Below are 25,687 nucleotides of genomic sequence, written 5' to 3'. Positions count from 1 at the left end.
GGTCAATGGGTCCCCTCATGCGGTGCGGTCTCATCCGCTCCGTCTAGCAGCGCATTGTTACGGAGCGCTTGCCGCGCCAACGCAACCGAGAGTTTCTGCCCCCGCGCCAGCGACAGCGCGTTCAGCTCGGCCACGACGCCGTCGATCGCGGCATAACAGCGCGCGGTGCGGCGGGCGAGAAAATCCGGGAGGTCCGGAGCGAAGGCCGAGCCTGCCCGCTCCAGTCCATGGACGATCAGCGCTGCGGTAACCGCTTCGTCCGGCGGGAGAATACGCGCGACGGCGGCGGTCGCGAGGCGCGTGCGCAGATCGGGCAATGCAATCGTCCATGTCGGCGGCGCCTCGCTGGCGACCATCAACAGCGGCCGGCCCGAATCGCGTGCCTCGTTCCAGAGGTGGAATAGGTGGGTCTCATCGGCGCGGTCGGCATCATCGACCAGCACGCCGCCGCTTTCGCGCAGAAACACCTCCGCGATGAGCGAACGACCGGACCGGGATGGGCCGACGAGCAATGTGCAGGGCGAGGGCCAGCGCTGCCAGTCGCGTATCAGCGCGAGCGCGTCGGTATTGGCAGCGTGGACCAGCAGACTTTCCGCTCCGCCATGCCGCGACCAGCCGATGGGCAGCGGCAACTGGGTCATTGCCCGCCCCCGCCTCCGCCGGCTGGTGGACTCGCGCTCCGACGGGCGATCCGCAGCGTGTTGCCAGATACGGCGACCGAATATCCCCGTCCTTCAAGCTGCGCGCGCAATTGCTCGATCGTGCCGCTGAAGCCGACCTGCATGACAGACGTGCCGCCGAGTGCCAGGCTTGAGGTCGAGGCCGCGCTGACCCCCGGAATACCCCGCAGCATCGCCTGCGCTTCCCCGACCGAGGCCGTGGTAGGCGTCTCGATCTGAACGCTGAACGAGGCGGCACCGGGCGTATCGGCCGGCAGGACACCGAGGATCGCCTCCAGCCCAACCGCATTCTCGATCTCGACCGCGTTGACCGGCTCCTCGATGACCAGCGAGGGGTCGAGCCGCAAGGTGCCGTCCGCCAGCGCGCCGGCGTAAAGCTGGTCGATCCGGGCGACGGCATCGCTCATCATCTTGGGCAGGTCGGCGGGCGTGGCAGCGCGCAGGGTGAAATCCCCGATGAAATTATTGTCCGGCCCATAGCGCGCGCTGAAATGGCCGGTAATCGGCCCGCCGGGAAAGCTGCGCTCGATCCGCGCGATAGGCATGATCACATCCGCCGCACCATAAAGATCGAGAAGGATACGCCACCAGTTGCGCCCGCGCCGGCCAGTCTGACCGGGATTGAGCAGCAGCGAATCCGGGCCATCGCCAGCGGTGCGCACATAATCGATCGGGCTGTCGGAAATGCGGAATTCCGCCCACGCCTTCTGCCAGGGCGTCACCCGCTCGAACGTCATCGGCGTGCCCGAATCCCAGAGAACCGGGATCACCAGCAGCGGCGGCGAGCGGCGAATCTGCCCGGAAACGCCAAGCGCCTGCCCGGCCCTAGCTCGATCGAACATCACCGAGAGCGTAGCGATATAGCGATTGGGACCGATTTGCTCCTGCTGCACCTCAATGCCGGACACCAGCCCATCCAGCACGCTGTCCCCAAGCGCAGGGCCATTGCCGCCATGCGTCCGCTTCCACAGCGATTGCCAGGCGAGGCGCTGGGCCAACCGCCACCCGGTCGCCCGCGCCGCATCGGCATTGGGCCCGGCGACATCGACGCGAATATCCTTCACCTCGAAATCGCCCTGCGAGGCCAGCGGCGCAATGCCCCGCTCACCCTCGATCTGCGCGACCAGCACAGCCGCAAAGGCCGCCAGAACCAGCGCGAACACGAAGTGAATGGGGCGCAAGGATGGCAGAGAGAGCGTCACGGCGCCCTTTTGGCGGCATTGTTCTGGAAAACCAAGCCCGATTTGGTAAGGGCGGGCCATGGACTCCAAGCACAACCAGCCCGAGGGCTACACCTATGCGCAGGCCGGCGTGGATATCGCTGCCGGAAATGCGCTCGTTCGCGCCATTGCTCCGCTCGCCCGCGCGACGCGGCGACCGGGGGCCGATGCCGATCTGGGCGGATTCGGCGGCTTCTTCGACCTGAAGGCGGCGGGCTTTACCGATCCGCTGCTCGTTGCGGCGAATGACGGCGTCGGCACCAAGTTGAAGCTCGCCATCGATAGCGGCAAGCATGACACGGTGGGCATCGATCTGGTGGCCATGTGCGCCAACGACCTCATCGTGCAGGGCGCAGAGCCGCTCTTCTTCCTCGATTATTTCGCGACCGGCCGCCTCGACAATGGCGTGGCCGAGCGGGTGATCGCGGGCATCGCCGAGGGCTGCAAGCAGGCCGGCTGCGCGCTGATCGGCGGCGAGACGGCGGAAATGCCTGGCATGTATGCCGATGGCGATTATGACCTCGCCGGTTTCTGCGTCGGCGCGGTCGAGCGCAACGAAGTGCTGACCGCCGACAAGGTAGCCGAGGGCGACGTGATTCTGGGCCTCGCCTCCTCGGGCGTCCACTCCAACGGCTATTCGCTGGTGCGACGCCTGGCGGCGGACAAGGGCTGGAAGCTGGACCGCCCTGCCCTGTTCGATCAGGAAGTGCTGCTCATCGATGCGCTGATGGCCCCGACCCGGATCTATGTGAAGCCGCTGCTGCCGCTGGTCCGCAAGGGCCTCGTCCATGCGATGGCGCATATCACCGGTGGCGGCCTGCTGGAGAATATCCCGCGGATTCTGCCGGCTGGCCTGCACGCGCATATCGATGCGGACCTTTGGGCGCAGTCGCGGCTGATGGCGTTCCTGCAAGCACAGGGCAATATCGAGCCGGGCGAGATGGCGCGCACATTCAATTGCGGGATCGGCATGGCCGTCGTCGTGGCGCCCGCCGATGTGGACGCGGTGAGTGCGGCGTTGCGTGAGGCGGGCGAGACCGTCCACCGCATCGGCGAGATTCGCGATGGCGAGAAGGGCTGCACCGTGCGCGGATCGCAAGAGACGTGGTGCGCCATGGCAGACTGGAACGCGGTCCATCTAGGGTAATAAGCCCGAACGGATTGGGGGAACTGACGTGTCCAAGGCCAAAGTCGCGGTAATGCTCTCCGGCACGGGGACGACGATGACGTCGCTCCTCTATGCCTCGCGCCTGCCGGACTGCCCCTATGAGATCGTGCTCGTCGCCTCCAACAAGCCGGAAGCGCGCGGGCTGACTGTCGCGGCGGCCGAGGGCGTGGCCACCTTTGCCCACAGCCACAAGGGCATGAGCCGCGAGGCCCATGAGGCGATCATGCTCGACGCGCTGCGGGCATCGGGCGCGGATTATGTCGCGCTGTGCGGCTATATGCGCATCCTCACCGCCGATTTCGTGGGCCAATGGGCGGGGCGGATGCTCAACACCCATCCGTCCCTGCTGCCCAAGTTCAAGGGGCTCGACACGCACCAGCGGGCCATCGACGCCGGCGATAGCCATGGCGGCTGTACCGTCCACCTCGTCACACCGGCGCTGGATGACGGCCCGGTGCTGGGGCAAATCCCGGTCGCGATCCTGCCCGAGGACACTGCCGACACGCTCGCCCAGCGCGTGCTTTATGCCGAATATCAGCTCTATCCCCGAATGCTCGCCAGCTATGTGGGGCGCGAGATGGACCCGGACTGGCTCATCGACCGCGTCGGCCAACTGGCCCTCGCCTTGCCGGAGACACATGCCCGCGACTCGCATGGGGCGGCGGGTTGGCGCGTGGGCAGCGAAACGTCGGGCAAGTTCTTCGCTTATGTCTCGGTGCGCCACCATGGCGAGGATGCGGTGGCGCTACTGGTCAAGACCTCCGGCGCTGACGAAATGGCCGCGCTGATCGAGGCCGACCCCGACATCTATTATCGCCCGGCTTACTACGGCGCGAGCGGCTGGATCGCGATCCGCCTCGACCGCCCGGGCGTCGACTGGGAGCATGTGCGCGGCTGGCTGGAAAAGAGCTGGCGGGCCGTGGCGCCCAAGCGGCTGGCAAAAATGCTCGAGATTGCGGACCAGTTTTAGCGCGGGAGCGCTGGCGGTCCCGACGTCCCAGCATTCCTTTCCGTCATTCCCGCGCACGCGGGAATCTAGCTTGAACCTCGCGTCACCGCGCAGGGGTAGTATGGATTCCCGCGTGCGCGGGAATGACCGAGAAAAAGGATCGAGGTCTTCGCATAACCGTCGACGTTTCCTCTCCGCAGCCGAAGTCCAGACATCCTCGCGCCAATTGATTGATGCCTCAAATAGGGATAGGGGGTATCCCTATGTCGCATCTCCTCGAAATCAATCCGCAGTTGCTCGCCCGCGTCCGGCGGATCGGGGGGCAGGTCAACGCCATCGAGCGCGCGCTCGAATCGGACAAAAGCTGTACCGATATCCTGCATCTGGTGGCGGCCGTGCGGGGCGCGGTGAACGGGCTGCTCGATGAAATCATTGCCGAGCATCTGGAGGCGCATGTCGCGCGGCCGGGGCTGAGCGATGCTGAACGCCAGATAGGGGCGGACGAACTGCTGGCGGTCATCCGCCGCTACGCGAAGTAGGGAACGGTGATGCGGACACTCGATATTGACGGCCTGACGCCGAGCCACGACTTCCTCGGCGCCTCGCATGACCAAAATGCCCGGCGGACCTATTGGGTCATCCTGCTAACCGTCGTGACGATGGTGGGCGAGATCATCGCTGGCTATTGGACCGGATCGATGGCGCTGCTGGCGGATGGCTTCCACATGGCGACCCATGCCGGCGCGCTGTCCATCGCCGCATTCGCTTATGGCTATGCGCGCAAACATGCGCAGGACCCCGCCTACAGCTTCGGGACCGGCAAGGTCGGCGATCTGGCAGGCTTCGCTTCCGCCATGGCGCTGGGTCTCGTCGCGCTGGCGATTGCCAGCGAGTCGGCGGTGCGCCTGTTCGAACCGACGAGAGTCGCCTTCGGCGAGGCCACCTTCGTGGCGGTGATCGGCCTGCTTGTGAACATCGCCAGCGCCCTGGTGCTGATGGGCGGTGCGCATGGGCATGATCATGGCCATGGACATGATCATGCCCATGCGCATCATCATCACGCCGCCCATGACCATGGCGCGCATGACCATGGGCATAGCCACGGCCATGACAATAATCTGCGCTCAGCCTATTTCCACGTGCTGGCGGATGCGCTGACCTCTGTCCTCGCCATCGGCGCCCTGCTGGCCGGGCGCTATCTCGATTGGGTATGGATGGACCCGCTGATGGGCATCGTCGGCGCGCTGGTCATCGCCCGCTGGGCCTGGAGCCTGATGCGCGACACTTCGACCATGCTGCTCGACCGCAGCGACGAGGCGCTGGCCGGCAAGGTGCGGGCGGTGGTCGAGGAGCAAGGCGATGCGCGCGTGGACGATCTTCACGTCTGGCGCGTTGGTCCGCAGGCACATGCCGCGATCGTCAGCGTCATCGCGCAACCGGAGGTCAGCAGCGACACGATTCGCGGCCGCATGGCCGGACGCTGCACGCTCGCGCATCTCACGATTGAAGTGCGCTAGCCGTCCCCTCGGTCGGGACGGCCCGAGACCTTAGCGGAAATTGTCGGCGTAAGCCTGAATCTTCAACGTCTTGGGTGGCGTTCTCACGACGTGATAGGCGATGCCATAGCGCTCGGCATAAGCACGGGCGGCGTCCTCGTCGGGGAAGCTCAGCTTGACCTGCTCCTGCGTGTCGCCAGAGCCGGCCCAGCCCATCAGCGGATCGGGCTTCTTGGCTTCTGCCGGGGCGAACTCCAGCATCCAGGTGCCGGTGCGCGCCCGACCGGACTGCATGGCGTTCTTGGGTATCTGGTAGATCCGGGCGGACATCGGTGCTTTCCCCATCGTGCATATGCCCAACATGTGAGCGCTTTCGCCGTCGCGCAAAGCGGGTGGCCCTGTCAAGATGATTGGAGGACTGAGGCGACCTGTTCGTGTCGAGCGAAGTCGAGACACGCGCGCACCGCTCTGCCGTGTCTCGACTTCGCTCGACACGAACGGAAGGTCATCCGGAACAGGATCACCGACGGGCATCAGCCTTCTTGGTCCGCAGCGTAGCGCTGGCCGCGGCGGGATCATCCGGCCACGGATGCCGCGGGTAGCGCCCGCGCATCTCTTTGGCGACGTCCGCCCAGCTGCCTTTCCAGAAGGCCGGCAGATCCCGCGTCGTCTGGATAGGGCGGCCTGCGGGCGAGGTCAGGGACAGCACCAGCGGGATGCGCTCGCGCCCGATGACCGGATGTTCCGACAGTCCAAAGAGCGCCTGCACCCGCAATTCGACGGTCGGGCCGGCTGGCGCCTCATAGTCGATGGCGTGGGTGCTGCCGGCCGGGCTACGGAACTCGGCCGGCGCCAGCGCCTCGATCCGCTGCGTGGCATTCCATCCCAGGCGCTGGGTTAGCAGGCCATGCAGCGCGCCACCGTCGATCGCGGAAAAGCGCCGGGCATTGGCGGGGAGCAGCATCTCCAGCCAGTCCTCCGCATCAGCGAGCAGCGCCGCATCGCCGATCTCATCGCCCACGCCCGCAAAGGCAGCCCGTGTCCGCAACGCCTGCGCCGCCTTGCCCCAGGGCAGCAGCCCCAGCCCCTCGCTGCGCAGCGCCTGTGCGAGCGCCGCAATGATGGCGGCCCGTTCGGGTGCGTCATCCGGCCCGCTGGTGAGACGGATTGCGCCCAGATGCCGCTCGCGCAATGCCTCAACGCCGGCCAGATCCTTGCGCCAGCGCACCGTGCGACGGTCCATGACGCGATGCCCGGCAGCGATCATCACATCCTCCTCCTGCACGGCCAATGCGGAGAGGATGCGTGCCCCGGCGGCGCTGCCCTGAATATCGCCCACCGCCAGCCAGTCTGCACGTGCCAGCGGATCGGCGGGATCGAGCCGGAAGCCGCGCCCGCCCGCGCTGATCCAATGTTCGCCACTGGCATCCCGTCGCCGGGCGATGCGGTCCGGGAAAGCCCGCATCATGCAGCGGGCAAGCGCGGCATCGTCGATAATGCCTCGCGACGACCCGGACGCGACTAACCCCAACCAGCGGCGGGCAAGGCCACGCGCCGCTTCGGCCCGCTGCCCCCGCTCGCGCTGCCAGAGCGCATGACGCCGGGCGAGGTCAGCCGATGGCCCGCCCAGCCCGCGCTCGGTGAGCAGCACCGCCACGTCAGCCGCCGCAGCGCCCTCCCCCGCCTCAGCCGAGGCGATGAGCATATGCGCGAGGCGTGGCTCCAGCGGCAGATCGGCGACCGCGCGGCCATGCGGCGTCGCCCGCCCCTCCCCATCCAGCGCGCCCAGCGCCTCGAGCCGGCGCCGCGCCTCTGCTACGGCCGCCGCCGGTGGCGGATCGAGCCAGCGCAGCATGGTCGGGTCGGTCACGCCCCACACCGCGCAATCGAGCAGCAGGCCGGTCAGGTCGCTTTCCAGAATTTCGGGCGGATCGAACGGCGGCAGCCCGGCGGTCGCCGCTGCTTCCCACAAGCGGTAGGCCACGCCCGGCGCCTGACGACCCGCGCGGCCGGCGCGCTGGGTCACTGCGGCCTGACTGGCGCGTTCCGTCACCAGGCGCGTGACGCCGGCGGCGAGATCGTGCCGGGGCCGACGGGCGAGCCCTGAATCGACCACGATGCGCACGCCGTCGATGGTGAGGCTGGTCTCGGCGATGCTGGTCGCCAATATCAGCTTGCGCGTGCCTGCCGCCGCCGGCCGCAGGGCCGCGCGCTGCGCTGCCGGGTCGAGCGAGCCATGCAGGCGATGGAGGGCGATGCTCTCGGACAGCCCCATCAGCCGCTCGGCCGTGCGCTCGATCTCGCCGACACCGGGGAGGAAGGCCAGAACATCGCCCTGCGACTCTTCGGCCAGCGCGCGACGGATCGCCGCCGCCATGCCATCCTCGATGCGCTGCTCTGCCGCGCGGCCAATATGCCGCAGATCGATGGGGAAAGATCGGCCCGCGCTCTCGATCACGGGGGCCGGCTTGTCCTCCACCGCCATGAGCGTGGCGAAGCGCGCACCATCAAGCGTGGCGGACATGGCGAGCAGGCGCAAATCCTCGCGCAGGCCGGATTGCGCATCAAGCGCGAGGGCCAGCCCGAAATCGCCTTCCAGGCTGCGCTCATGAACTTCATCGAACAGCACGGCGGCGACGCCGGTCAACTCTGGATCGGCCTGAATGCGGCGCCGGAAGATCCCTTCGGTCACGACGAGGATGCGGGTGCGGGCGGACTGGCGGCTCTCAAGTCGGGTGGCATAGCCGATGGTGTCGCCGGGCTTCTCACCAGCCAGATCCGCCATGCGCTCGGCAGCAGCGCGCGCGGCAAGCCGGCGCGGCGAGAGCAGCCAGATCTGCCCGCCCGCCACCCACGGCTCGCCCAGCAAAGCGGGCGCAACGCTGGTCGTCTTGCCCGCGCCGGGCGGCGCCACGAGCACGGCGTTCGGTCCCGCGCGCAAGGCGGCGAGCAGGTCGGGCAGAACCTCATGGATGGGGAGCGCAGCGGTCACGTCATTCGCTTATGCGCCGACGCCGGCAAAGCCAAGCTGGCGGCGTAAGGGATAAGAGCAAAGCCTGACCGCCGCAGCGTCATCCGAGGATGGCGAACATGGTTAATGCTTAACCACCGCCATGGGAGCAATCTGCTCCTGCGATTGCACCGGTGCGGCAAGAGTTCCGTGCACTTGTTCACTTAAGTCATGGAACTCTCTACCTTTTGCCGCAACGCCCGAACGCTCCGCCTCTTTACCGCGAAGAGGTATTGCTCTGTTAACCGTTCGAACCCATCCATGGTCTCGCTGAGGCGCAAGGCTTCGTAAAAATAGAAAGCTCGTCTGGCCCGGTTGGGGCCTTTTGGGGGTCGTCCAAGTGCATGATCATATTGTGTCCGCCTCTTTGGCGGAACCGCACGGCGGGCTGCTGTCCGTGCGCCGTATACCGTCTGCCTGCGGCCAGCGGCTGCGCACCATCGATGTCCGGCTGGCTGATCGGCCCGACCTGCGCGAGCAGGCGCATGATCTCCTGAACCGCATGTATGGATCGCGCGGTTATGGAATGGCGCATCTGCTTCCCGACAATGGCGATCACCAGGCCGTCTTCACGGCAGCGCTGGAAGATGCCGTAATCGCCACGCTCACCCTGACGGTGGACTCACCAGCCGGCCTTTCGACCGATCAGACGTTCCGCATGGAACTGGATGCCTTGCGCGAGGCGCCCGGTGCCCGCCTGTGCGAGCTCACCAAGTTCGCGGTCGATCCCATGACCAAGTCCCCCTCCGTCCTCGCGGGGCTTTTTCATGTCATCTTCATTTACGGTATGCAGCGCTTCGATTGCACGGATCTGGTGATCGAGGTGCATCCACGCCATGTGCGCTATTATGAGGCCATGCTCGGTTTCGATCGGCTTGGCCCGCCGAAGATGGATGAGTCCGTCTCCTGGTGGCCCAAGGATACGCCGGTACAGCTCATGCGCCTCAAGGTCTGCGATGTCGCCGACCAGATCAATCGCTTTGCCGGCCGCGCCGACAAGATCGGCCGCTCGCTCTACCCCTATTTCTTCTCGCGCGATGAGGAGCAGGACGTCGCACGGCGCGTCGCGCGCTTGTGGGACAGGGATGCGGGTTGCGCAGAACCCCGCAGCCGCAATGGCATGAGCGGCACATTCTGGCGCAGCGCCGCCTGAACAGGATCGTTTGCTCTCATCGCATAAAAAATGGGGATCAACGGCTGCACCCGTTGATCCCCATTCTTTATCGAGGCCGTCCCGTGGGAGACGGCCAGGATGATCAGGCGAACTGGACCCGTGCGCTAGTGCGACGTGCGCGGCGCATCGTGTAGCCAAGGCTGCCGAAGCCGAGCAGCATCAGTGCCCAGGTGGCCGGCTCCGGAACCGGCGCGCTCACCGGCGACGGCGTGAAGGTCAGGTTGCCGCCGTAGGAGCCCAGACCGGCGGACGTGCCGCTGATCACCAGCTCGTTCAGCATGCCGGCCATGATCGGGAAGCCCGAAATTCCAGCCGATTCAACGTCGGTGCCCTGGCCGAAGATCGGGACGTCCTTGCCGTTGATCGTGACAGTCAGCAGGTCGATGTTGGTCGACAGGCCCGACAGCGTCGTGATGATGCCGCCGCTGCCGACGCCATCAACGTCAACGATGAAGCGGTAAATGTCGGTGAAGATGCCCGAACCGATGTCGGTGCGGCCAATGGTGGCCGAAACGGCTTCGGTGATGGGGGGGATGGTGTCGCCAGACGTGGTGAACTCGTCATCGCCAGGCGTGAACGTGCAGTTCATGGCAACGCAGGTGGCGGCGTTGGCCGCACCCGGCGCAAATGCTGCCGCAGTGGCCAGTGCGGCCAAAGATACCAGTTTCCTCATGGATAGCTCCTTTGTTTGTTCGGTTTTTGAGCTGGCTCATCATGCTTCTCCCACACCGCCTGAAAGGCGAACATTCCGAGTAGATAATGAGGCGACCGCTCGCGCAGAGAAATACTGGTCGGTTAACGGATTATCAACGGATTCCTCATATTTTATTGCTGTATTTCAGATACTTAATCCGGCCAACCAATTTGCCGGGTTCCCAAAGTTCCCAACCGTTAACCGCAGATTTACCACGCTATGGCGGGCAGTGCGGTCGCTTCATCGCAACGCAGCATCGTTCCCGTGCAGTGCAAAATTATTTGGGTCGTGGCCGATATACCCCGTGTCCCGAAAATGGACGGGAAGGGACTGGCGAGAAGAGGGGAAGTGGCGGACTGCCGCACCGACAAGCCCCGATTCGAGACCGGCTAGGCGAGGCGGCCGCCCCGCCCAATCGGGCAGCGCGGCGCGTCATCTCGCTATGGTTGTCGGTGCAACGTGGAAGGCGCTGGCGCCCGCTGAAAAGCCGGATCAGTAAGCCCGCGCGATCGCGAATTCGACGGCTTCGACCAGCGCAGACTTGGCGGCACCCTTGCCGTACATGCCGATGGCGTCGATGGCGCGCTGGCCATAATGGCGCGCCCGCGCCATGGTGTCGTCGATCGCGCCGGTTTCGCGCAGCAAATGCTGGGCATGGGCGAGATCGGCATTGTCGCCATGGAGGCCGGACATCGCTTCTTTCCAGAATTTGCGATCCGCCTCGCCGCCGCGCGCATAAGCCAGGATTACCGGCAGCGTGATCTTGCCATCGCGGAAGTCATCGCCGGTATCCTTGCCCATCGTCGCGCCGTCCGAGACATAGTCGATCGCATCGTCGACGAGCTGGAAGGCAATCCCGAGATTGCGACCATAGGCATCCAGGGCCAATTCCTCCGCCTCCGGGCGCTCCGCGACCACGGCGGCGATCCGGCAGGCTGCTGCGAACAGGGCTGCGGTCTTGGCACCGATGATGTCGAGATACTGGTCCTCGTCGGTCTCCACACGACGCTGGGCGGTCAGCTGATTGACCTCCCCCTCGGCGATCACCGCAGATGCGTTGGAAAGGATCTTGAGAACCTTGAGGCTGCCATCCTCGACCATCAGCTCGAAGGACCGGCTGAACAGGAAATCGCCGACCAGAACCGAGGCATTGTTGCCCCAGATCATGTTGGCGGTCTGCTTGCCGCGGCGCATGGCGCTGCCGTCCACCACATCATCGTGCAGCAGCGTGGCGGTATGGATAAACTCCACCGTCGCCGCCAGCTTGTGGTGCCGAGTGCCGGCATAATCGAGCAGCCGGGCGCAGGCGAGCGTGAGCATGGGGCGCAGCCGCTTGCCACCGCCGGCGATGAGGTGCCCGGCCAGCTCCGGGATCAGCGGAATGCGCGACTGCATTCGGGCGAGGATGACTTCGTTGACGCGGTTCATATCCTCCGCAACGAGGCTCAGCATCGGCTGGAGGGATGGCGCGCCCTGGCGGGGCAGGTGGTGGATTGTGGCGCTCATGCGCGGTGCTCTGACCAGATGACCGCGCTTTGGCAAGCAAATTGGCTTGCCTTGTGCGCCCGGAGCGGCAAGTGATGCGCCGTTGCGGGCGCTGCCCGGCCCCTCATCAGCCTGGTTCGCCCCAGCGAGATCAGGCCACAGGAACAATGCCCCAGAGGCTCAGGGAGACGACCCGGAATGGACGAAACGCTCAGGCGCTACCGCGAAAGCATCGACAATATCGACGCGGCGCTGGTCTTCATGCTGGCGGAGCGCTTCAAGATCACCAAGGCGGTCGGGGAGCACAAGGCCCAGTCCGCCCTGCCCCCGGCCGACCCGGATCGCGAGGCCCGGCAGATCGAACGGCTGCGCACTTTGGCTATCGACGCCAATCTCGACCCGGATTTCACCGAGAAATTCCTGCGTTTCATCATCGATGAAGTGATCCGGCATCACGAACAGATGCGCGCCGACGAAGCGGATGCCGCTGGCGCCTGAGGTGCCCGAGGGTAACGCCGCCAGATTGTTCCCGCTGCGTTAACCAGGTAACAACCTGCGCCGGGCCATGATGGGCCATGGGGCAAAGCCAGCGCCACATTCTTTATGCCTTCATCCGCCACGCCGGCCTGCCGGTACTGGTGGGCCTTGGCTATTTCGTGATTTCCTACGCGACCATATCGCTCAAGACCACGAATGGCATGGTCGCGCCCGTCTGGATCGCCAACGCCTTTCTGCTGGCGCTCGTGCTCGCCCGGCCCGCGCGGCAGGCCCCTGCCCTCATCATGGCGGGCATGGTCGCCAATGTGCTGTCTGGCCTGCCGGCTGGCAATAATCTCCAGACGGCGTTGGTCTACGGGTTCGCCAATGGGCTGGAAATCGCCGTCGCGGTGGCCGGGCTCAAGCTGCACAGGAATGGCGCCCACGCCTTTTCGGACCCGGAGGCTCTCCCTCATGTGCTGATCTGGGCCGGGCTGGTCGGCCCGGCTTGCGGCGCTTTTCTCGGCGGGCTCGGTGCCTGGGCCAACAATGCCCATCCGCTCAGCGAAGCCTATGCGCGCTGGTTCCTGGCGGATGCTCTGGGCCTGTTGATCTTCACGCCGGTCTTCCTTGCCATGTTCAACGGCGAGATGAAGCGCAGCCTCGCCAGCCAGACCCGGCAACGCAGGCTAGAAGTCGCGGCGCTGCTCGCCCTCACCGCCGGCGCGGCTGGCGTCGCCTTCTTCTCGACGGAATCATCGCATCTGCTGCTCGTCGTTCCGCCCATGCTGCTCGTTCTACTGCGCAGCGGGTGGATGGCGACGAAGATCGCCCTCGCCATCGTCACCGTCATCGGCGGCGCAGCGATGATGGGCGGCTATGGCCCGCCGGTGATGCACAGCCATCATGCGGCCCATCACCTCTACGGCATCCAGATGTTCATCGCCCTGCTCATCGTGGTGCAGGTGCCGATCTCGGCCATGCTCGCCAGCCGGCAGGCGATGATCGAGCGGATGCGCCAGAACGAGCAGTCGCTGAACCTGCTCGCCTCCGCGTCTCCGGTGCTGCTGCTGGCGTTCAACCTCGAAGGCGTCTGTACGCGGGTCGTGGGCACGCGCGAACTGCTGCTCGACCGCCCGTTCGACGCGCTCGTCGGCGCAGAGCTCTCCGACATTTCGGAGGAAGGCCAATATGATCTGACCCGCGCGCATAGCGCGGCGCTTGAGGATGTGAGCACGAGCCAGATTGCCGAGTTTCGCACCCTCAAGCTGCGTGACGCCTGGATGGAGGCGACATTCCGCGCGCACTTCGACGAGCGCGGTCGGTGCATCGGGACAATCGCGACGGTGCAAGACATCACCCAGCGCAAGAAGCAGGAACTGTGGCTCTCCCGCACCGCCACGACGGACAGCCTGACCGGTCTGCTCAACCGCGCCGGCTTCCATCAGCGGCTGGAGCAGGCGCTGGTGAAGGCGACACCGGGCACCCTCAGCCTGGCCGTGATCGACATCGACCGGTTCAAGCTGATCAACGACAATAGCGGCCACCAGATGGGCGATACCGTGCTGCGGGAAATCGCATGTCGCATCTCGAGCCAGGTCCGGGCGAGCGACGCGGTCGGGCGCATGGGTGGCGACGAGTTCGTGGTGCTCCTCGCCACCTCGAATTGGGATCGTGTGCAGGAAATCTGCGGCCGGATCGTCTCCGCGGTCAGCAGCGAGCCCATTGCCCTGCCCTCGGGTAACAGCCTGCGGGCTGCGATCAGTTGCGGCGTCGTGCGCTACCGGCAGGGGCAAAGCGCCGAGGATTTCATCCATGAGGCGGACATCGCGCTCTACCAGGCCAAGCGCGGCGGTCGCAATCGGGTGGTCGCTGCCTGATCCGCAAGGTCGGCCGCGAACTGGCGACATTTTGTGACATTTGCGTCTGCCCGCGACAAAGTCTCGCGACAAGTCCCCGCTATATCATGGTCATGGCGCTACCCCCCGGCGCCGGCAGACCAGGAATTCAAGTCTATGAAACGTCTCACCGCAATCGCGCTCTCCAGCGTCGGCCTGCTGTCCATCGGGACCATGGCAATCGCTCAATCGGCACCGCAGCCGCCCCAGCGCGGCGAAGCCCGTCCGCCGATGGATCGCGCCTCCCTCGAAAAGCGCCTCGCGACCATGTTCGATGCCGCCGACACCAATCGGGACGGCGTGCTCTCGGTTGAGGAGCGCAAGGCCCATCAGGCGCAGAATCGCGACAAAATGCGCGATGCGATGTTCGCCCGCCTCGACGCCAATAAGGACGGCTCAATCTCGAAAGCCGAATTTACGGAAGCCGGCGCGATGGCCGGCGGCCATCAGCGACGCGGCCATGAAGGCAAACGGCGTGGCCATGGCGGCCCCGGCATGGGCGGCGGCATGATGATGATGGGACGCGAACTCGCTGCCTATCGTGACAAGCCGATCCCCCGCGCCACCTTCATCCAGGCAGGCCTTGCCGGCTTTGACCGAATGGACACCAACCGTGACGGCAAGATTTCGCCCGAGGAACGGCAGGCCGGCCGGAAAGCCATGATGGAGCGCCGCAATACCGACCAACGGCCTGCGCAAACGCCCCCGGTGCGCTGAGCCCCCTCGGCCGATCCGGCGGAGACAACTCCCCATGCCGCCGGATCGGCCATCCCACTTTCCCTCGGTCGCCTGCCCCTTTCAGGCGGCTGAGGGATGGACCTCAAGACCCAAGCAGGGCAGAGAATTGCATCCCACCGATTTTGCGAAAGCACTTTGATGTCCGCACGGCCCCATCTCCTCCTCGTCGACGATGAAGCGGCCATTCGCGAGCCGCTGGGGCAATATCTCCAGCGCGCCGGCTTTCGCGTTTCCGATGCAGGAAATGCGGCCGACGCGCGCAAGATCCTCGCCGGCAGCGCCATCGAATTGGTGGTGCTGGATATCATGATGCCGGGTGAAGATGGCCTCAGCCTGTGCCGCTCGATCCGCGAGCAGGGCGAACTGCCCGTGATCCTGCTCACCGCCCGCACCGAAGAGACCGACCGCATCGTCGGGCTGGAAATGGGCGCGGACGATTATGTGCTCAAGCCTTTCTCTCCACGCGAGCTCGTGGCGCGGATCAAGACGATCCTGCGCCGCGCCGGCAACGGCACCGCCCGCGAACCGCAGGCAAGTGCATCCCTCTACCGCTTCGAGGGCTGGACGCTCAGCGCTGACGACTGGACGCTGACCGGCCCGGACGAAGTCGCCATCCCGCTCAGCACGGCCGATTACCGGCTGCTCCATGCCTTCGTCACGCATCCGCGCCAGGTGCTCAGCCGCGATCAGTTGCTCGATCTCACGCAAGGCCGGGAAGCCCACGCCTTCGACCGCTCGATCGACAATCAGATCAGCCGCCTGCGCCGCAAGCTGGAAGATGACGCCCGCTCGCCGACGCTCATCAAGACCGTGTGGGGCGGCGGCTACATGTTCGCCGCCGATGTGGCGCGCGAATGACCCTCAGCCTGCGCACCTTCACCGGCTGGCTGCGGCCGAGAACGCTGGCGGGGCAGACAATCCTCGTCGTGGCTGCCTCCTTGTTTGCCGTGCAGCTCATCGGGTTCAGCTTCTACTATATGATGCAGCGCAATCAGTGGGTGACGATTGCCGCAGCCCCGGGCGTCATCCGCATCCTTGAGGCGCTCGATCAGCGAGACGCACCCTCCCCCTGGCATCGCGCGCGAGCGGCCCGCGGCATCGTCGTCACCGACGCGCCGCCCCGCCGCGAAGGCGCCGACTCGCCGCGCGTAGCCGTGCGTGCCAACGAGCTGTTTCGCTCGGCCGGGCTGGTGCCGCTCGCGGTCCGGGTCGCCATTGCGGAAGCCCGGCCCGGCGCGGATGGGCGCGAGCGCGCGCGCGATCTTCTCCAGCCGCCCAACCGCCGCGCACCGCGTCTGCAGGTGCAATTGAGCGTGCAACTCCGACCCGACCGCTGGATCACCGTCTACACCCGCGCCGCACCGGTAGCCCAGCCAATCCTGCGTCAGATCGTGATGCAGTCGCTGTTCCTCTATGGCATCGTGCTGATGCCGCTCGTCTGGTTCACCCGACGCCTAGCCCGGCCGCTCCACGCGCTCACCCAGGCCACCGCCCGGGTTGGCACGCCGGAGGGCGCCTCCCCGGTCATCGAAACCGGGCCGGAGGATTTGCGGCGCCTCGCGGCGTCCTTCAACGCCATGCAGGACCGCATCCGCTCCATGCTGGAGGAGAAGGACCATATGCTCGGCGCCATCGGCCATGATCTGCGCACACCCCTCACGGCGCTGCGGGTGCGCGTGGAATCGGTCGCCGAGGGGGCGGATCGCGAGCGCATGGTCGCGACCATCGAAGACATGCAGAAGATGCTCGACGACATCCTCTCGCTGGCGCGTGTCGGCCGGGACCGCGAACCACCACAGCGCATGGACCTTGCGGCGCTGGCCGATGCGACCATCGACGATTTCGAGGATATGGGCGTGCCGATGGAGCGAAGCGACATGCCGCGCGCCATCGTCAACGTCCATCCCCGCGCCGTCCGCCGCGCGCTCACCAACCTGATCGAGAACGCTGTCAAATATGGCGCACGGGCGCATGTCTCGCTGCGGATCGAAGGCCAACGCGCCACGCTCTGCGTCACCGACGAAGGCCCCGGCATCCCGGAGGACCGCATCGAGGACATGCTGCAGCCCTTCACCCGCATGGAAGCCTCGCGCAGCCGCGACACCGGCGGCACCGGTCTTGGTCTGGCCATCGTCCGGGCGGTTGCCTCGGCGGAATCGGGCCGACTGGAACTGCGAAATCGGCCTGAGGGTGGGCTGGTCGCGGAACTGAGTTTCCCGCTGGCGTGAAGACTGGCTCTCGGCTGCTTATGCGTCGACCTCGGACACACGAGTGACCGACAAATGGTGGTTGGCGACTGCCTGACGCCCCTGCTCTGGGCGCAGATTCCTGCCTGCTGGGAACATGTCCCAGAACAGGATGCAACAGGGGAACCAAGGTTAACAAAATGGAAACGGGGTCCCAGAAGCGGTATGCTGCATCAACGACATTTGAGTCGTGGGAGGCAAATCGGCTCGGGGTATTGTCGATTTGCGAGAATTAGAGGGCACTTCCATGGGTAAGTTTTTGACAGTCGCGCTGCTGGCATGCGGAACCTCATTTGCGGCCCTGCCCGCCAATGCAGCCGTCGTGATCAGCGGATACACGCTCGACACCGGCACGTTTGGCGCACAGACCGGCGTTCATTCGTCCAGTTCGCAGTCTGGCTCGACCTTGAACGGTTATGTGAATCAGGACGGATCGAGTGTCACGTTCAGCACCAGCACCGGCACGATGAGCATCACCGGCAGCGGGCAGGCCACCATCAACGGCGATCCGCTCATTGAAGATCTGAGCGTCCTCTTCGCCAAGGGCTGGGACAATGTGACGTTCAATTTCGCTGGCGACCCGGGCACGTTCAACCTGCTGGTCAATGGTTCGGCACTGTTCTCGAGCCCCGCGTGCGGCATCTGCACGATCGGCAATGGCAACAATCAGTTCACGCTGAGCGGCACGGGCATCACCAGCCTTGCTTTCACGTTCGATCCTGGCGTGACGAGCGCGCGTCAGTTCCGCGTGGAAGGCGTCAGCCAGGCACCGGTGCCTGAGCCCGCGACTTGGGCGATGATGATTGCAGGTCTTGGCTTGGCAGGGGCAGCGATGCGCCGCAAGAGTGCAAAGGTCCAGTTTGCCTAATCCCACAGGGCAGACTGCATAGCAGTTTTCCCAGCATAAATGGTGACTGCTTTAAAGGGCGCCGTTCCCACGGCGCCCTTTTTGCTTATCTCACGTGGCGGCCGGTTACATCGCACTCTACCGGTGATCGCAAGCCCGGCGCGGCCGTGTGGCGTGGAGTACACCCCCACCTCATCAATGCTGATCCATCAGCCCCGTCGTACGGGCCATCAGATCGGACTTGCCCGGGGGCGTATTGGAGCTGCGTTTTGGTACAGAGTCCGCATTGATCACCGTCGCGCCCTGGGGCAGCGCGGTGCGGCCGAGGTCCAGCTTGCGCACTTCGGATTCCGCCATGGCGACACGCTGGTCGCGCACGAGGATGCGGCGGTCGATCTTGGCCTGCTCGGGGCTTTTGGGAGCCGGGGCGGCGGGCTGAGCGCCTGCGGCATTGGCGGCCTGCCCCCCGGCGGGAGAGTCCTTGCTCCAGGCGAGGATCACCGACATGCGCCGGTTGCGCGGATCGTAGCGGTTGTCCGCGACGAACGGCTCGCGATCCGCCACGCCTTCGATGCGCGCGAAGCGATCCGCTCCGATGCCGCCCTGTGCGAGCACGGCGCGAGTGGCTTCGGCGCGGGATGACGAGAGCAGCCAGTTGTTCATGTTGCGCCCGGCGGCATAGGGCAGCGCGTCGGTGTGACCGCGCACGATCACATCGTTCGGCACTTCTGACACCGCCTCGGCGACCTGCGAGAGCAATGCGCGGGCTTCCGGCACCAGCCTGTCCGTGCCGATGGCGAACATCGCGAAATCGGCTTCATCCACCAGATCGATGCGCAAGCCCTCCAGCGTCTCGGTAAAGCGCACATGCTTGCGCAGCTTGCGGAGCGCTTCGGTGCGCTCGAGCTTCTGCTCCAGCTCCTGCTTGAGCTTCTCGAACTTCTGGCGATCCTGGTTCTTGAGATCCTCGCCGCCGACATCTTTGGTGCCCGTGGCGTCGCGCGGGATGGTGATGGCCAGATTGCCCTGCCCGCCCGTCGTCGGATAATTCTCCTTGCTGACGAGACTGTCGCCACCGAACAGGCCACTGGAGCCGGCGCTGTCCATCTTCATCTGCACCAGCGTGGGCGTGAAATAGTCGGCCAGTCCCTTGCGCTGCTTCTCGGTGGTCGCACCGAGCAGCCACATGAGCAGGAAGAAGGCCATCATCGCCGTCACGAAGTCGGCATAGGCCACCTTCCAGGCGCCGCCATGATGGCCGCCATGGCCGCCATCGATGATCTTCTTGACGATGATTGGCCTTGGTTCAGGCTCGTTCACCGGTTTCTTTGCGGCCGATGCCATGGCTTAGCCCTCAGCGAACGCGCATGCCGTCGAACACTTCGGCAAAGGCCGGCTGGTTCGCATGGATGAGGTTGGAGCGCGCGGCCTCGATGACCAGCGGCTGCGGGTGGCCGTGGAGCGAGGCGATGATGATCTGCTTGACGACATGATACATGGCGCCATCCGCCTCGATCACCTGCTTGGCGCGACTGGCGAACGGGCCGACCATCCCATAGGCCAGCAACACGCCGAGGAAGGTTCCGACAAGCGCCGAGCCGATCATGCCGCCCAGAATTTCCGGCGGCTTGTCGATAGAGCCCATGGTCTTGACTACGCCGAGCACGGCGGCGACGATGCCGAGCGCCGGCAGCGCGTCCGCCAGGCCCTGGAGATTGTCGGCGGGACGAACCGCCTCATGGTGGTGGGTCTTGAGCGCATTATCCATGACGTCCTCGACCGCATGCGGATCGAGCGTGCCGGATGAGACGACCACCAGCCGCAACGTATCGCAGATGAGGTGGATGAGCGCGCTGTCCGCCATCAGCCGGGGATATTCGGCGAAGATCGCGGAGGATTTGGGGTCTTCGATATGCGGTTCGAGCGCGACCGGACCTTCGACCCGCAGCGTCTTCATCAGCTTGCTGACGAGGAAGATGCAGTCGAGATAATCCTGCTTCTTGAACTTGGGGCCTTTGAAGACGGTCATCACGCCGCCGGCCAGCGCCTTCAAATCCGCGCCGCTGTTGCCGATGATCAGCGCGCCTGCCGCGGCGCCGCCGATGATGAGCATTTCGTGCGGAAGCGCATGAAGCACCGGACCAATGGCGCCGCCGGTGAGCATGAAGCCCCCGAAGACCATGACCAGCAGAACGACAAGACCGATACCAGCGAACATTCTGATCCCCGCATGTTCATAAAACGGGACCGCGCACAGCTGCTTTTGGTCCCTTCATCCCTTCCTAGAACGGCTCTGCTGAAACAGGGTTTAGCGACAGGGTTAGCGAAAGATGACGATTACGATTTTTCGAAATTTCTGCCGGCGCGAACAAGAAAAACGGCCCGCAGCCAAAAGCCTGCGGACCGCCAGATTTGCCTCTCTTCGAACAGGATCAGAAAAGATCGAATAGCGACTTTTGATTGATCCGCGCGAAGGCCAGTTGCGCGGCTTCCAGCGTCAGCAATTTGCTTTGCAGCTTCACGCTGGTCTCGGTGATGTCCGTATCTTCCAGCGCCGAGCGACGCTCAGTCAGCGCCAGATCGGAATTGGTGAGCCGCCCGCCAATGTCTTCCAGCCGCTGCGAGCGAACGCCCTGCACGGACTGGGCGACAATGACATGATCGAGCGCGGTGCGGGCATCCTGCAGGGCAGCGGAGCGGTCTGCCTCCGTACCGGTGCGCACCACATTGATGATGTCGGAGATCACCTGATCGATCGACCGGCTGCCCACCGCATTCTCCATGATGCTCGCGCGGGTCGGCACGGCTTCCACGTTCAGCCCTGCGCCCAGAGGAATCAGCACGGCGCTGGGATGATCGAAGACCGGCGTGCCCTGATAATCGGTCTGATTGAGGAGATCGTTGATCGTGGCGCGAATGCCTTCCAGTTCCTTGGCCACCGCCTCGCGCCCGGTCGATCCGTCGGCGGTCGAGGTGGACGTGACAATCAGCTCGGTCACGCGCGTCATGAGATTGTTGACCTCATTGAGATTGGTGCTGGCCTGCGTCGCGCGGGATTCGGCGAAGGTCAGATTGCCCTTCCACGCCGCGTTGATCGACTGGCGCCGCCCGACCTGCGAGATCTGCACCCAGTCATGCGGATTGTCCGAGGGCTGGTTGATCTTCTTGGTCGTCGAAATCTTGGTCTGCTCGCCCGCAATATCCGCAGCGAGCCGCTGCTGGCGGGTAATCTCAGCCGTGATGGACTGCGTGGTGATGAAAACCATGATGGATTGCCCTTATTGCGTCAGAATGCGGAAATCAGTGTCTGGAACATTTCCCGCGCGACCTGGATCACGCGGGACGATGCCTGGTAGGCCTGCTGGAGCCGGATCAATTCGGCCGCTTCCCGGTCGAGATTGATGCCGGCCACATCGGCGCGTGCCTGCTGCGCCATGGTGTTGCGGCTCTCGGCCGCGGTCTGCTCTTTGGTCGTGCTGTTGGCGATGCTGCCATGGGTCGCAATGATGCCGGTCCATTCATCCTCGATGGACCCGCTGCCGCGCAGGGCGGTCATGGCCAACAGATTGCCGTTCGCGGTGCCATCGGCGGAGAAGCGCGCGACGAGAGCAGGCGAGCTGATCAGCACCGAGAGCGAGCTGGCATCCGCCCCCATGCTCAGCAGTGTCTGGCCCGCGACACCGGGGGATGAATAGCCGCTGGTGTGCCAATCATTCATTTCGCTCACATAGCGGCTCGCGAGATCGTCCAACGCGTCGATCCTGTCCCGCACGACGCCGGCACTGGTGGCGATGCCGCCCAGCGCGCCACCGGTCGGGGTGGCAATCGCCGTGCCGTCCGCCAGCCCGAAGCTTAAAATGCCGTCGGCGGCCTGACTGACCGTCAGGGTCTTCACCTGATTGTTCTCGACCAGCATGTCGCTGCCGTAACTGATGTTCGCGACGCCATTGGCGCCGAAGGTCACCGTCACGTTCAGCCGCTCGGCAATCTCGCTCAGGGCCTGATCGCGTGAATCCAGCAGGCTCGCATGGCTCGCCGTTCCCTCCGGCACGCGGCGCAGGCCTTCATTGGCATTGCCGAGCTGGCGCAACGCATCGTTGAGCGAATCCACCTCATTGGTGGCCGTGTTGCCGATCGAGCTGCGGATCGAGACCAGATCATTGTGGCTCTGCTGAAACGCTGCATTGATCTGCTCGAACGAGAACAGCACGTCCGCCTGCAGCGTCGTGTCTGTGGGGTTGGAGGCGAGCCGCTCCACCGCTGCGAACATGCCGGTGAAGCGCTGGCCGACGCCCAGTTCGCCATCGTTGAGGGCGCTCTGGATGTCCGACATCCAGCGGGCACGCTGATTGACGCTGCCCAGCGCATTGGTCGTCTGACGCGCTGCCGCTTCCAGATATTGGTCGGATGCGCGCACCACGCCGCCGATCTGCACGCCGTAGAAGGAGGCGCTCGATTTATAGAGCAGCATCGGCGAATTGCCCGCCGCGGATTCGCTGAGCGCAATCGTCCGGCGGCTGTAGCCGGGCGTCTCCGCGTTGGCGATATTGTCGGCAATTGCTCCCATCGCCGCCTGATAGGCGCGCGTGCCGGAAGCGCCGATCTGAAGAAGATCGCTGCTCACGGCTTATGGTCAAGCTGCTGGAGGATCAGTTCGGCAATGCCAAGGCCACCCTTGGTGGCGAGCCCTTCGGCCATATGCGCGTCCTGCATCTCGCGGAACTGGTCTAGCCCGCTGCCGCCGCCAATCTCTTCGCCCAGGCTCGCCTGGCGCATGGAAGACAGGAGCTGGCGGGTGAACACGGCCTCGAATGCCTTGGCGGCCTTCTGCAATGCGGCGTGATCGTCGCTGGCCTTTGGCGACGTCGGGGCTTGCGCCTGCGCGCCCTGCATGGCGGCGGCAAAGGCCGCCTGACCGGAGCCGATCCCTGAGACCTGCGTCATATCACCTCCAGCTCCGCCCGCATGGCGCCGGCCTGCTTGAGCGCGCTCAGGATCTCGAGAAGGTCCGAGGGGGAGGCGCCCACGGCATTCACCGCCTTGACTATATCGGCCAGAGACGCGCCACCTTTAAACAGGAACATCGGATTCTTTTCTTCATGGGCGGAAAGCTGGCTGGATTCCTCCACCGCCGTCACCCCCCGCGAGAGCGGCGCAGGCTGCACGATGCGCGGCGCTTCGGTCACGGTCACGGTCAGCTTGCCATGGCTCACCGCGGCCGGGGTGATCTGCACATTGCCGTTGATGACCACCGTGCCGCTGCGCGCGTTGACGATCACCTTGGCCGGCGGATCGGCGGGTTTGACCTGGATGTTTTCGATGAGGCCCATCATCATGACGCGGCTCTCGGCACCCGGCGGTGCATCGATGGCGATGGAGACGCCATCCACGGCACGGGCGCGCTGATCGCCGAACGCGAGGTTGATCGCGTCGGCCACCCGCAGCGCGGTCGTCACGTCCGCCTCCGCGAGGTTGAAATTGATCGTCGGGCTGGTCTCGAACCCGGTGGCTACGGCGCGCTCGACGGAGGCGCCCGAGGGGATGCGGCCGGCCGAGGGCACGTTCACGGAAAGCTGCGAGCCATCGGCCCCGGAGACGCCGAAGCCGCCCACCGCCATATTGCCCTGCGCCATGGCGTAGATCTCGCCATCAGCACCACGCATCGGGGTCAGCACCAGCGTGCCGCCGCGCAGCGACTTGGCCTTGCCGAGCGCGGAGACGGTCACGTCCAGCCGCTGTCCCGGCTTGGCGAAGGCCGGCAATTCCGCCGTCACGAGTACGGCTGCGGCGTTCTTCAGCGAGGGGTTGACGCCCGGCGGCAAAGTGAGGCCGAAGCGCGAGATCACGCCCTTCACGCCCTGCGTCGCATAATCGAGGCTGTCATCGCCCGTGCCGGCGAGGCCAACCACAACGCCATAGCCGACAAGCTGGTTGGACCGCAGCCCCTCGAAGGTGCCGATGTCCTTGATGCGCTGGGCATGGGCCGAGGTGGCGATCATGAGGCAGAGCCCGAACGCCAGCAGGGCGAGGGAGACGACCAGCCGACGGAGCAAGGAGGGATAAGGCCTGATCATGGCTGAAAGCTCCATCAGAACGGGCTGATCATGGAGAAGAAGCGCTGCAGCCAGCCCTGACGGCTGGCGCGGGCGATTTCTCCCTTGCCGGTGTAGGTGATCCGCGCATCGGCGACGCGCGTCGAGAGAATGCGGTTATCGGGCCCGATGTCCGCCTGCCGGACAAGGCCGGAGATCTGGACGTATTCGTCGCCGCGATTAAGCGTGAGGGCCTTCTGCCCGCGCACCAGCATCGTGCCATTGGGATAGACCCGCGCAATGGTGACGGTGATCTCGCCGGAGAGCGCGTTCGACTGCGCAGCATCACCCTTGCCGGTGAAGCCCTGCGTGCCGCCCGAAGCGATGTCGCTACCGCTGAACAGCTTGCTGAACGGCCCGGTGCTGGGCGGTGTGAGGCCGATGCTGCCCGCGCGATTGGTATTCGCGCTGGTGCTCTTGCTGGCCTGCGTCCGCTCGACGAGGAGGATGGTGATGACATCGCCCACGCTTGCTGCCCGCGCGCCATTGGTCAGCGCGGAATAGCCGGCCGAGGCCTGAAAGATGCCGCCATTGGGCCGCACCGGCGCGGCGCTGCCAGCGTCGCCCGGATAGGTGACCTGATAGGCCGGGTTTTCGAGCGGCTCCTGCTTCTTGCCGAACAGACCGGCAGAGGCCGGTGCGGCAAAGCTGGTCGCCGTGAGCGCAAGGATCAGGATGGAAGCGCGGCGATACTGCATAGTCATGCTCAAAGCTGCTGATTGACGTATTGGAGCATTTCGTCGGTCGCCTTGATCATCTTGGAGGCGATCTCATAGGCGCGCTGGGTCTCGATCATCGTGACCAGCTCCTCGACGGTGTTGACGTTTGACTGCTCGAGCGCGCCCTGGCGGATGGTGCCGCGGCCTTCGAGGCCTGCAGCGCCCACCTGCGGCGCGCCGGATGCCGCCGTCTCCAGTAGGAGGTTTCCACCGACAGCCTGCAGGCCAGCGGGATTGACGAACCGTGCGGTTTCGATCGCGCCAAGCTCGACCGGCTCCTTTTGACCGGCGACGGTCGCCGAGACGGTCCCGTCATTGCCGATGGTGACGGCACTCACGCCCTCGGGAAGCTGGATCTGCGGCACCAGCGGCAGGCCATCCGGCGAGACCAGCAGGCCTTCCGCATTGGTCTTGAAATTGCCCGCCCGGGTATAGGCGATCGTGCCGTCGGGCTGCTGGAGCTGGAAGAAGCCGGCCCCCTCGATCGCGAGATCATAGGTGTTGCCGGTGGTGTTCATCGTGCCTTGGGTATCGATACGCTCGGTGCCGGTGAGCTGCACACCGGTGCCGAGGTTGAGGCCGATGGCGAGCCGGTTCTGGCTATCTGCCTGCGTGCCCGCCGCAATGACCTGCTGATAGGCCAGCGTCTCGAAATTGGCGCGGTCGCGTTTGAAGCCGACCGTGTTCACGTTCGCTAGGTTGTTGGCGATGACGCGCATCTTGACGTCCTGTGCGTCAAGGCCGGTGCGGGCGACATGAAGTGCGCTGCTGGTCATTGGTTTGGTCCCCTATCT

The 25,687-nt window shown here is 65.2% G+C and carries 25 protein-coding genes; 11 read left to right on the top strand and 14 right to left on the bottom strand.

Going from position 1 to position 25,687, the window contains the following annotated elements; translation table 11 throughout:
- Nucleotides 1-2: 2 nt before the first annotated feature.
- On the bottom strand, nucleotides 3-641 hold the full coding sequence (locus M2336_RS11490) for a DnaA/Hda family protein (protein WP_264593006.1): 639 nt from the start codon (nucleotides 639-641) through the stop codon (nucleotides 3-5).
- Nucleotides 638-1,942 carry a heavy-metal-associated domain-containing protein gene (locus tag M2336_RS11485; protein WP_264572626.1) on the bottom strand — a complete coding sequence of 435 codons (1,305 nt, stop codon included), beginning with the start codon at nucleotides 1,940-1,942 and terminating at the stop codon, nucleotides 638-640. Before M2336_RS11485 ends, M2336_RS11490 begins: the two co-directional genes overlap by 4 nt.
- Between M2336_RS11485 and purM the strand changes: the two genes are divergently transcribed.
- The 4 genes from purM (at nucleotide 1,941) to dmeF (ending at nucleotide 5,534) form a co-directional block, all read left to right on the top strand.
- Nucleotides 1,941-3,047, top strand: a complete 1,107-nt coding sequence (gene purM, locus M2336_RS11480) for a phosphoribosylformylglycinamidine cyclo-ligase (protein ID WP_264572625.1) — start codon at nucleotides 1,941-1,943, stop codon at nucleotides 3,045-3,047. The two genes, M2336_RS11485 and purM, sit on opposite strands and share 2 nt — an antisense overlap.
- A 28-nt stretch (nucleotides 3,048-3,075) precedes the next feature.
- Nucleotides 3,076-4,038 (top strand): phosphoribosylglycinamide formyltransferase, encoded by a 963-nt coding sequence (purN, locus tag M2336_RS11475; RefSeq protein WP_264572624.1) that lies wholly within the window; start codon nucleotides 3,076-3,078, stop codon nucleotides 4,036-4,038.
- 242 nt (nucleotides 4,039-4,280) lie between these two features.
- Nucleotides 4,281-4,556, top strand: a complete 276-nt coding sequence (locus tag M2336_RS11470) for a metal/formaldehyde-sensitive transcriptional repressor (RefSeq protein ID WP_181559427.1) — start codon at nucleotides 4,281-4,283, stop codon at nucleotides 4,554-4,556.
- A 9-nt stretch (nucleotides 4,557-4,565) separates the two neighbouring features.
- Complete coding sequence (dmeF, locus tag M2336_RS11465) at nucleotides 4,566-5,534, top strand: CDF family Co(II)/Ni(II) efflux transporter DmeF (RefSeq protein ID WP_264593005.1); 969 nt, start codon at nucleotides 4,566-4,568, stop codon at nucleotides 5,532-5,534.
- Between the two features lie 30 nt (nucleotides 5,535-5,564).
- Here the strand turns inward: dmeF and M2336_RS11460 are convergent, their stop codons facing one another.
- Entirely contained in the window at nucleotides 5,565-5,843 is a 279-nt protein-coding gene (locus M2336_RS11460) for an ETC complex I subunit (protein WP_181559425.1), read from the bottom strand.
- Between the two features lie 190 nt (nucleotides 5,844-6,033).
- A complete protein-coding gene (gene hrpB / locus M2336_RS11455; protein ID WP_264593004.1) occupies nucleotides 6,034-8,505 on the bottom strand; it encodes an ATP-dependent helicase HrpB in 2,472 nt (823 codons plus the stop codon).
- Between the two features lie 373 nt (nucleotides 8,506-8,878).
- On the opposite strand from hrpB, the gene M2336_RS11450 reads away from it, so the two are divergent.
- The gene (locus tag M2336_RS11450) at nucleotides 8,879-9,676 is read left to right on the top strand and encodes an N-acyl amino acid synthase FeeM domain-containing protein (RefSeq protein WP_264572621.1); all 798 of its coding nucleotides are present in this window, start codon (nucleotides 8,879-8,881) and stop codon (nucleotides 9,674-9,676) included.
- Nucleotides 9,677-9,779: 103 nt separating this feature from the next.
- On the opposite strand, the gene M2336_RS11445 is transcribed toward M2336_RS11450, so the two are convergent.
- Nucleotides 9,780-10,370: an FxDxF family PEP-CTERM protein gene (locus M2336_RS11445; protein ID WP_181559422.1), complete on the bottom strand. Its 591-nt coding sequence runs from the start codon at nucleotides 10,368-10,370 to the stop codon at nucleotides 9,780-9,782.
- A 513-nt stretch (nucleotides 10,371-10,883) separates the two neighbouring features.
- Entirely contained in the window at nucleotides 10,884-11,897 is a 1,014-nt protein-coding gene (locus M2336_RS11440; protein ID WP_264570092.1) for a polyprenyl synthetase family protein, read from the bottom strand.
- 177 nt (nucleotides 11,898-12,074) lie between these two features.
- Here M2336_RS11440 and M2336_RS11435 point away from each other — a divergent pair, with 177 nt between their 5' ends.
- From M2336_RS11435 to M2336_RS11410, 6 genes are all read left to right on the top strand, one after another.
- Nucleotides 12,075-12,374 carry a chorismate mutase gene (locus M2336_RS11435; protein ID WP_264572620.1) on the top strand — a complete coding sequence of 100 codons (300 nt, stop codon included), beginning with the start codon at nucleotides 12,075-12,077 and terminating at the stop codon, nucleotides 12,372-12,374.
- Between the two features lie 77 nt (nucleotides 12,375-12,451).
- Complete coding sequence (locus M2336_RS11430; protein WP_264593003.1) at nucleotides 12,452-14,233, top strand: diguanylate cyclase; 1,782 nt, start codon at nucleotides 12,452-12,454, stop codon at nucleotides 14,231-14,233.
- A gap of 135 nt (nucleotides 14,234-14,368) precedes the next feature.
- The gene (locus tag M2336_RS11425; protein ID WP_264593002.1) at nucleotides 14,369-14,968 is read left to right on the top strand and encodes an EF-hand domain-containing protein; all 600 of its coding nucleotides are present in this window, start codon (nucleotides 14,369-14,371) and stop codon (nucleotides 14,966-14,968) included.
- A gap of 159 nt (nucleotides 14,969-15,127) precedes the next feature.
- Nucleotides 15,128-15,847, top strand: a complete 720-nt coding sequence (locus tag M2336_RS11420) for a response regulator (RefSeq protein ID WP_264575982.1) — start codon at nucleotides 15,128-15,130, stop codon at nucleotides 15,845-15,847.
- Nucleotides 15,844-17,217, top strand: a complete 1,374-nt coding sequence (locus M2336_RS11415; RefSeq protein ID WP_264593001.1) for an ATP-binding protein — start codon at nucleotides 15,844-15,846, stop codon at nucleotides 17,215-17,217. Before M2336_RS11420 ends, M2336_RS11415 begins: the two co-directional genes overlap by 4 nt.
- 265 nt (nucleotides 17,218-17,482) lie before the next feature.
- On the top strand, nucleotides 17,483-18,103 hold the full coding sequence (locus M2336_RS11410; RefSeq protein ID WP_264593000.1) for a PEPxxWA-CTERM sorting domain-containing protein: 621 nt from the start codon (nucleotides 17,483-17,485) through the stop codon (nucleotides 18,101-18,103).
- A 174-nt stretch (nucleotides 18,104-18,277) separates the two neighbouring features.
- On the opposite strand, the gene M2336_RS11405 is transcribed toward M2336_RS11410, so the two are convergent.
- From M2336_RS11405 to flgG, 8 genes are all read right to left on the bottom strand, one after another.
- A complete protein-coding gene (locus tag M2336_RS11405; protein ID WP_264592999.1) occupies nucleotides 18,278-19,426 on the bottom strand; it encodes a flagellar motor protein MotB in 1,149 nt (382 codons plus the stop codon).
- A gap of 10 nt (nucleotides 19,427-19,436) precedes the next feature.
- Nucleotides 19,437-20,300: a flagellar motor stator protein MotA gene (motA, locus tag M2336_RS11400; protein ID WP_264572615.1), complete on the bottom strand. Its 864-nt coding sequence runs from the start codon at nucleotides 20,298-20,300 to the stop codon at nucleotides 19,437-19,439.
- A 214-nt stretch (nucleotides 20,301-20,514) separates the two neighbouring features.
- Complete coding sequence (locus M2336_RS11395; protein WP_181559412.1) at nucleotides 20,515-21,348, bottom strand: flagellin; 834 nt, start codon at nucleotides 21,346-21,348, stop codon at nucleotides 20,515-20,517.
- A 20-nt stretch (nucleotides 21,349-21,368) separates the two neighbouring features.
- Entirely contained in the window at nucleotides 21,369-22,706 is a 1,338-nt protein-coding gene (gene flgK, locus M2336_RS11390) for a flagellar hook-associated protein FlgK (RefSeq protein ID WP_264572614.1), read from the bottom strand.
- A complete protein-coding gene (locus M2336_RS11385) occupies nucleotides 22,703-23,026 on the bottom strand; it encodes a rod-binding protein (RefSeq protein WP_264572613.1) in 324 nt (107 codons plus the stop codon). Before M2336_RS11385 ends, flgK begins: the two co-directional genes overlap by 4 nt.
- Nucleotides 23,023-24,081: a flagellar basal body P-ring protein FlgI gene (locus M2336_RS11380; RefSeq protein ID WP_264574865.1), complete on the bottom strand. Its 1,059-nt coding sequence runs from the start codon at nucleotides 24,079-24,081 to the stop codon at nucleotides 23,023-23,025. Before M2336_RS11380 ends, M2336_RS11385 begins: the two co-directional genes overlap by 4 nt.
- Before the next feature lie 89 nt (nucleotides 24,082-24,170).
- Nucleotides 24,171-24,878: a flagellar basal body L-ring protein FlgH gene (locus M2336_RS11375; RefSeq protein WP_264572612.1), complete on the bottom strand. Its 708-nt coding sequence runs from the start codon at nucleotides 24,876-24,878 to the stop codon at nucleotides 24,171-24,173.
- Nucleotides 24,879-24,880: 2 nt separating this feature from the next.
- The gene (gene flgG, locus M2336_RS11370) at nucleotides 24,881-25,669 is read right to left on the bottom strand and encodes a flagellar basal-body rod protein FlgG (protein WP_181559407.1); all 789 of its coding nucleotides are present in this window, start codon (nucleotides 25,667-25,669) and stop codon (nucleotides 24,881-24,883) included.
- Nucleotides 25,670-25,687: the final 18 nt, after the last annotated feature.

The organism is Sphingobium sp. B1D7B (assembly GCF_025961965.1).
In the GTDB taxonomy this organism is placed as follows: Bacteria; Pseudomonadota; Alphaproteobacteria; order Sphingomonadales; family Sphingomonadaceae; genus Sphingobium.
The sequence above is the reverse complement of the archived record's forward strand: the minus strand, read 5'-3'. Positions and strand labels throughout refer to the sequence as shown.

Coding starts and splice junctions, on each gene's coding strand:
- M2336_RS11490 (WP_264593006.1), bottom strand. CDS start 641: ATGACCCAGTTGCCGCTGCCCATCGGCTGGTCGCGGCATGGCGGAGCG.
- M2336_RS11380 (WP_264574865.1), bottom strand. CDS start 24,081: ATGATCGCCACCTCGGCCCATGCCCAGCGCATCAAGGACATCGGCACC.
- flgG (WP_181559407.1), bottom strand. CDS start 25,669: ATGACCAGCAGCGCACTTCATGTCGCCCGCACCGGCCTTGACGCACAG.
- M2336_RS11435 (WP_264572620.1), top strand. CDS start 12,075: ATGGACGAAACGCTCAGGCGCTACCGCGAAAGCATCGACAATATCGAC.
- M2336_RS11420 (WP_264575982.1), top strand. CDS start 15,128: ATGTCCGCACGGCCCCATCTCCTCCTCGTCGACGATGAAGCGGCCATT.
- M2336_RS11470 (WP_181559427.1), top strand. CDS start 4,281: ATGTCGCATCTCCTCGAAATCAATCCGCAGTTGCTCGCCCGCGTCCGG.
- M2336_RS11425 (WP_264593002.1), top strand. CDS start 14,369: ATGAAACGTCTCACCGCAATCGCGCTCTCCAGCGTCGGCCTGCTGTCC.
- M2336_RS11410 (WP_264593000.1), top strand. CDS start 17,483: ATGGGTAAGTTTTTGACAGTCGCGCTGCTGGCATGCGGAACCTCATTT.
- M2336_RS11395 (WP_181559412.1), bottom strand. CDS start 21,348: ATGGTTTTCATCACCACGCAGTCCATCACGGCTGAGATTACCCGCCAG.
- M2336_RS11405 (WP_264592999.1), bottom strand. CDS start 19,426: ATGGCATCGGCCGCAAAGAAACCGGTGAACGAGCCTGAACCAAGGCCA.
- M2336_RS11415 (WP_264593001.1), top strand. CDS start 15,844: ATGACCCTCAGCCTGCGCACCTTCACCGGCTGGCTGCGGCCGAGAACG.
- M2336_RS11430 (WP_264593003.1), top strand. CDS start 12,452: ATGGGGCAAAGCCAGCGCCACATTCTTTATGCCTTCATCCGCCACGCC.
- M2336_RS11385 (WP_264572613.1), bottom strand. CDS start 23,026: ATGACGCAGGTCTCAGGGATCGGCTCCGGTCAGGCGGCCTTTGCCGCC.
- motA (WP_264572615.1), bottom strand. CDS start 20,300: ATGTTCGCTGGTATCGGTCTTGTCGTTCTGCTGGTCATGGTCTTCGGG.
- M2336_RS11460 (WP_181559425.1), bottom strand. CDS start 5,843: ATGTCCGCCCGGATCTACCAGATACCCAAGAACGCCATGCAGTCCGGT.
- dmeF (WP_264593005.1), top strand. CDS start 4,566: ATGCGGACACTCGATATTGACGGCCTGACGCCGAGCCACGACTTCCTC.
- M2336_RS11440 (WP_264570092.1), bottom strand. CDS start 11,897: ATGAGCGCCACAATCCACCACCTGCCCCGCCAGGGCGCGCCATCCCTC.
- M2336_RS11375 (WP_264572612.1), bottom strand. CDS start 24,878: ATGACTATGCAGTATCGCCGCGCTTCCATCCTGATCCTTGCGCTCACG.
- M2336_RS11445 (WP_181559422.1), bottom strand. CDS start 10,370: ATGAGGAAACTGGTATCTTTGGCCGCACTGGCCACTGCGGCAGCATTT.
- purM (WP_264572625.1), top strand. CDS start 1,941: ATGGACTCCAAGCACAACCAGCCCGAGGGCTACACCTATGCGCAGGCC.
- M2336_RS11485 (WP_264572626.1), bottom strand. CDS start 1,942: ATGGCCCGCCCTTACCAAATCGGGCTTGGTTTTCCAGAACAATGCCGC.